Source organism: Pseudomonas sp., from assembly GCF_049645325.1.
In the GTDB taxonomy this organism is placed as follows: Bacteria; Pseudomonadota; Gammaproteobacteria; order Pseudomonadales; family Pseudomonadaceae; genus Aquipseudomonas.
Genome location: NZ_JBARTQ010000393.1, coordinates 1 through 4,463, shown reverse-complemented (window position 1 = coordinate 4,463; position 4,463 = coordinate 1). Strand labels below are relative to the sequence as shown.

Here is a 4,463-nt window from a genome sequence, read left to right as displayed (position 1 = left end):
CTGATACACCGCTTTCGCGAGCAAGCCCGCTCCCACATTTGGATCGCATTTCAACAAGGAGCGGTAAGGGTGTTACTTATCGCGAATCGAAAAATTCGCCATGTGCTCAAGGCCCTTGATCAGTGCCGAGTGGTCCCAATTTCCGCCACCCATCGCCGTGCACGTGCTGAACACCTGCTGCGTGCCGGCGGTGTTCGGCAGGTTGATGCCCAGCTCTTTGGCACCGGCCAGCGCCAGGTTCAAGTCCTTCTGGTGCAGGTTGATGCGGAAGCCCGGATCAAAGGTGCCCTTGATCATGCGCTCGCCGTGCACTTCGAGGATTTTCGACGAAGCAAAACCGCCCATCAGTGCTTCACGCACTTTGGCCGGGTCGGCGCCGTTTTTCGCCGCGAACAGCAGCGCTTCGGCCACCGCCTGGATGTTCAGCGCGACGATGATCTGGTTGGCGACCTTGGCGGTCTGGCCATCGCCATTGCCGCCGACCAACGTGATGTTCTTGCCCATGCTCTGGAACAGCGCCAGCGCGCGCTCGAAGGTCTGCGGCTCGCCACCGACCATGATGCTCAAGGTGCCGGCCTTGGCGCCGACTTCACCGCCGGACACGGGAGCGTCGAGGTAGCGGGCGCCGGTTTCATTGATTTTTGCCGCGAACGCCTTGGTGGCGGTGGGCGAGATCGAACTCATGTCGATCACCACTTTGTTCGGCGACAGGCCAGCGGCCACGCCGTCAGCGCGGAACAGTACGTCATCGACCTGCGGGGTGTCCGGCACCATGACGATGATGAACTCGGCTTCCTGCGCCACTTGTTGCGGGTTGGCCAGGGCCACTGCGCCCGCGTCGATCAGCGCTTGTGGCGCTTTGCCGTGGTGCTCGGAGAGGAACAGTTGGTGACCTGCTTTCTGCAGGTTCGCAGCCATGGGCTCGCCCATGATGCCGGTGCCGATAAAGCCGATTTTAGCCATGAGAAATTCCTCTTGTTATTAGGTGGGCAAGACTGCTGCAGCCTGCCAAAACACAGGAGATCCAAATGTGGGAGCTGGCTTGCCTGCGATGGCAGTGTGTCAGGCAATGAATCTGTGACTGAATGACCGCTATCGCAGGCAAGCCAGCTCCCACATTTGGGTTTTGTGTTGTGTCTGTTAGATCGCGTTATGGGTTTTGAGCCAACCCAAACCCGCTTCGGTGGTGGTCAACGGCTTGTATTCACAGCCGACCCAACCCGTGTAGCCGATGCGGTCCAGGTGTTCGAACAGGAAGCGGTAGTTGATCTCACCGGTCCCTGGCTCATTGCGCCCCGGGTTGTCCGCCAGCTGGATGTGGTTGATCTCACCCAGGTGCGCCGCCATGGTCCGGGCCAGATCGCCTTCCATGATTTGCATGTGATAGATGTCGTACTGCAGGAACAGGTTGGCGCTGCCCACCTGCTCGCGAATCGACAAAGCCTGCGCGGTGTTGTTGAGGTAGAAGCCCGGAATATCGCGGGTGTTGATCATCTCCATCACCAGCTTGATGCCCGCCGCTTGCAGCTTTTCAGCGGCGTACTTGAGGTTGGCGACGAAGGTCTTTTCCACGGTTTCATCCTCTACACCGGCGGGACGAATCCCGGCCAGGCAGTTGATCTGGGTGTTGCCCAGCACCTGGGCGTAGGCGATGGCCAGCTTGACCCCGGCGCGGAATTCCTCGACCCGGTCCGGGTGGCAGGCCAGGCCGCGTTCGCCCTTGGCCCAGTCACCGGCCGGCAGGTTGAACAGCACTTGGGTCAGGCCGTTGGCGTCCAGTTGCGCCTTGATCTCGGCGGAGCTGAATTCGTACGGGAACAGGTATTCCACACCCTGGAAGCCGGCATCGGCGGCCGCTTTGAAACGGGCGAGAAAGTCCTGCTCGGTAAACAGCATGGACAGGTTGGCGGCAAAGCGCGGCATAGGGTTCTCCTTAATCGAGCAGGGAAATGGCAGTCGGCGCATCGTTGCCGACCAGTGCCAGATCTTCGAATTCATTGACGGCGTTGATCTCGGTGCCCATGGAAATATTGGTCACGCGCTCCAGAATAATCTCAACGATCACCGGAACCTTGAATTCTTCGATCATTTCCTGAGCCTTGCGCAAGGCAGGCTGGATCTCGCTCGGCTCGAACACACGCAGGGCCTTGCAACCCAGGCCTTCGGCGACGGCGACGTGGTCGACGCCATAACCGTTGAGTTCCGGGGCGTTGAGGTTGTCGAAGGACAGCTGCACGCAGTAGTCCATCTCAAAGCCACGCTGGGCCTGGCGGATCAGCCCCAGGTAGGAGTTGTTCACCACCACGTGGATGTACGGCAGCTTGAATTGCGCGCCCACGGCCAGTTCTTCGATCATGAACTGGAAGTCGTAGTCGCCGGACAGCGCCACTACTTTGCGCGTCGGGTCAGCCTTGACCACGCCGAGTGCCGCTGGAATGGTCCAGCCCAACGGGCCGGCCTGGCCGCAGTTGATCCAGTGGCGTGGCTTGTAGACGTGCAGGAATTGCGCGCCGGCAATCTGCGAGAGGCCGATGGTGCTGACGTAGCAGGTGTCTTTGCCGAACACCTGGTTCATCTCTTCGTACACCCGTTGCGGCTTGACCGGCACGTTGTCGAAGTGAGTCTTGCGGTGCAGGGTGGCCTTGCGCTGCTGGCAGTCATTGAGCCAGGCGCTGCGGTCCTTGAGCTTGCCGGCGGCTTTCCACTCGCGGGCCACTTCAATGAACATCGTCAGCGCGGAACCGGCGTCGGAGACGATGCCCAGGTCCGGGGTGAACACACGGCCGATTTGCGTCGGCTCGATGTCGACGTGAATGAATTTGCGCCCTTCGGTGTACAACTCAACCGAGCCGGTGTGGCGGTTGGCCCAGCGGTTGCCGATGCCCAGCACCACGTCCGACTTGAGCAGTGTCGCGTTGCCATACCGGTGGGAGGTTTGCAGGCCGACCATGCCGACCATCTGCGGGTGATCGTCGGGGATCGTGCCCCAGCCCATCAGGGTCGGGATCACCGGGATGCCGGTCAATTCGGCGAATTCCACCAGCAGTTCGCTGGCATCCGCGTTGATCACGCCGCCACCGCTGACCAGCAAGGGGCGTTCGGCCTGGTCCAGCAGGGCCAGGGCTTTCTCGACCTGGATACGCGTGGCCAATGGCTTGGCCAGCGGCAATGGCTGGTAGGCGTCGATGTCGAATTCGATCTCGGCCATCTGCACGTCGAACGGCAGGTCGATCAGCACCGGGCCTGGACGGCCGGAGCGCATTTCGTAAAAGGCTTTCTGGAAGGCGTACGGCACTTGGCCGGGCTCCATCACCATGGTCGCCCACTTGGTCACCGGCTTGACGATGCTGGTGATGTCCACGGCCTGGAAGTCTTCCTTGTGCATCCGTGCACGCGGGGCCTGGCCGGTGATGCACAGGATCGGGATCGAGTCGGCCCAGGCGCTGTACAGGCCGGTGACCATGTCGGTGCCCGCCGGGCCCGAGGTGCCGATGCACACGCCGATATTGCCGGCCTTGGTGCGGGTGTAGCCCTCGGCCATGTGCGAGGCGCCTTCAACGTGGCGAGCAAGGACGTGATCGATGCCACCGACCTTCTGCAAGGCCGAATACAGCGGGTTGATCGCGGCGCCCGGGATACCGAAGGCGGTATCGACACCTTCACGGCGCATCACCAGGACTGCGGCTTCGATTGCTCTCATTTTGCTCATGGTTTTGGTGCCTCTTGCGTTTTGTAATTGTATACAAGTGGTGTCTGGTCAAAGTGTATTCACGGCGAGCGGCGCAGGTCAATCCATTTTATTCGCTGGCCTTTGCGTTCGTCGGAAGGCCTTTGCAGGGGATTTTTTCGACGCGTGGAGCCTTTGTGCGAAAATATTGTATACAAAAACAAATGTCATTGTGTTCTATTTGTTTGATCGAGCTTCTGATCAAACAGAACTCCACCGCTTTACCCCTAACAAGATAAGGACGGCACCCATGAGCGCTTTAACCTTGAAACTCGCCACCCAACTGGCCGCGCAGGCCCTTGCCGCAGGCCGCACGATTTCGGCTGCGCCGCTGACCATCGCGGTACTCGACAGCGGCGGCCATTTGGTCACCCTGCAACGCGAAGACGGCGCCAGCCTGCTGCGCCCGCAGATCGCCATCGGCAAGGCCTGGGGCGCCATTGCGTTGGGCAAGGGCTCGCGCCTGTTGGCGCTGGACGCGCAACAGCGCCCGGCGTTTATCGCCGCGTTGAACAGCCTGGGGCAGGGCAGCGTGGTGCCGGCACCGGGCGGTGTGTTGATTCGGAATCAGGAAGGGGTGGTGCTGGGGGCCATCGGAATCAGCGGGGATACCTCGGATATTGACGAGCAGTGCGCCATTACTGCGATTGAGGCGGTGGGGTTGTTGGCGGATGCGGGGGTGTCGGCTTGATTTGAGGTGACTGGGCTGGCGCCTTCGCGAGCAAGCCCGCTCCCA

Annotated in this window: 4 protein-coding genes; 1 reads left to right on the top strand and 3 read right to left on the bottom strand. The window is 61.0% G+C overall.

The window, feature by feature from the left end; genetic code table 11:
* Positions 1–72 precede the first annotated feature (72 nt).
* From WBB95_RS17040 to gcl, 3 genes are all read right to left on the bottom strand, one after another.
* A complete protein-coding gene (locus WBB95_RS17040; RefSeq protein ID WP_424488660.1) occupies positions 73–963 on the bottom strand; it encodes a 2-hydroxy-3-oxopropionate reductase in 891 nt (296 codons plus the stop codon).
* Positions 964–1,140: 177 nt separating this feature from the next.
* Positions 1,141–1,923: a hydroxypyruvate isomerase gene (hyi, locus tag WBB95_RS17035; protein WP_424488659.1), complete on the bottom strand. Its 783-nt coding sequence runs from the start codon at positions 1,921–1,923 to the stop codon at positions 1,141–1,143.
* Between the two features lie 10 nt (positions 1,924–1,933).
* Complete coding sequence (gene gcl / locus WBB95_RS17030; protein ID WP_424488658.1) at positions 1,934–3,709, bottom strand: glyoxylate carboligase; 1,776 nt, start codon at positions 3,707–3,709, stop codon at positions 1,934–1,936.
* A gap of 268 nt (positions 3,710–3,977) precedes the next feature.
* Here gcl and WBB95_RS17025 point away from each other — a divergent pair, with 268 nt between their 5' ends.
* Positions 3,978–4,418 carry a GlcG/HbpS family heme-binding protein gene (locus WBB95_RS17025; protein WP_424488657.1) on the top strand — a complete coding sequence of 147 codons (441 nt, stop codon included), beginning with the start codon at positions 3,978–3,980 and terminating at the stop codon, positions 4,416–4,418.
* Positions 4,419–4,463 lie beyond the last annotated feature (45 nt).

What these genes read in the sequence shown, in the direction of transcription:
- gcl (WP_424488658.1), bottom strand. Translation starts at nt 3,709, where the DNA reads ATGAGCAAAATGAGAGCAATCGAAGCCGCAGTCCTGGTGATGCGCCGT.
- WBB95_RS17040 (WP_424488660.1), bottom strand. Translation starts at nt 963, where the DNA reads ATGGCTAAAATCGGCTTTATCGGCACCGGCATCATGGGCGAGCCCATG.
- hyi (WP_424488659.1), bottom strand. Translation starts at nt 1,923, where the DNA reads ATGCCGCGCTTTGCCGCCAACCTGTCCATGCTGTTTACCGAGCAGGAC.
- WBB95_RS17025 (WP_424488657.1), top strand. Translation starts at nt 3,978, where the DNA reads ATGAGCGCTTTAACCTTGAAACTCGCCACCCAACTGGCCGCGCAGGCC.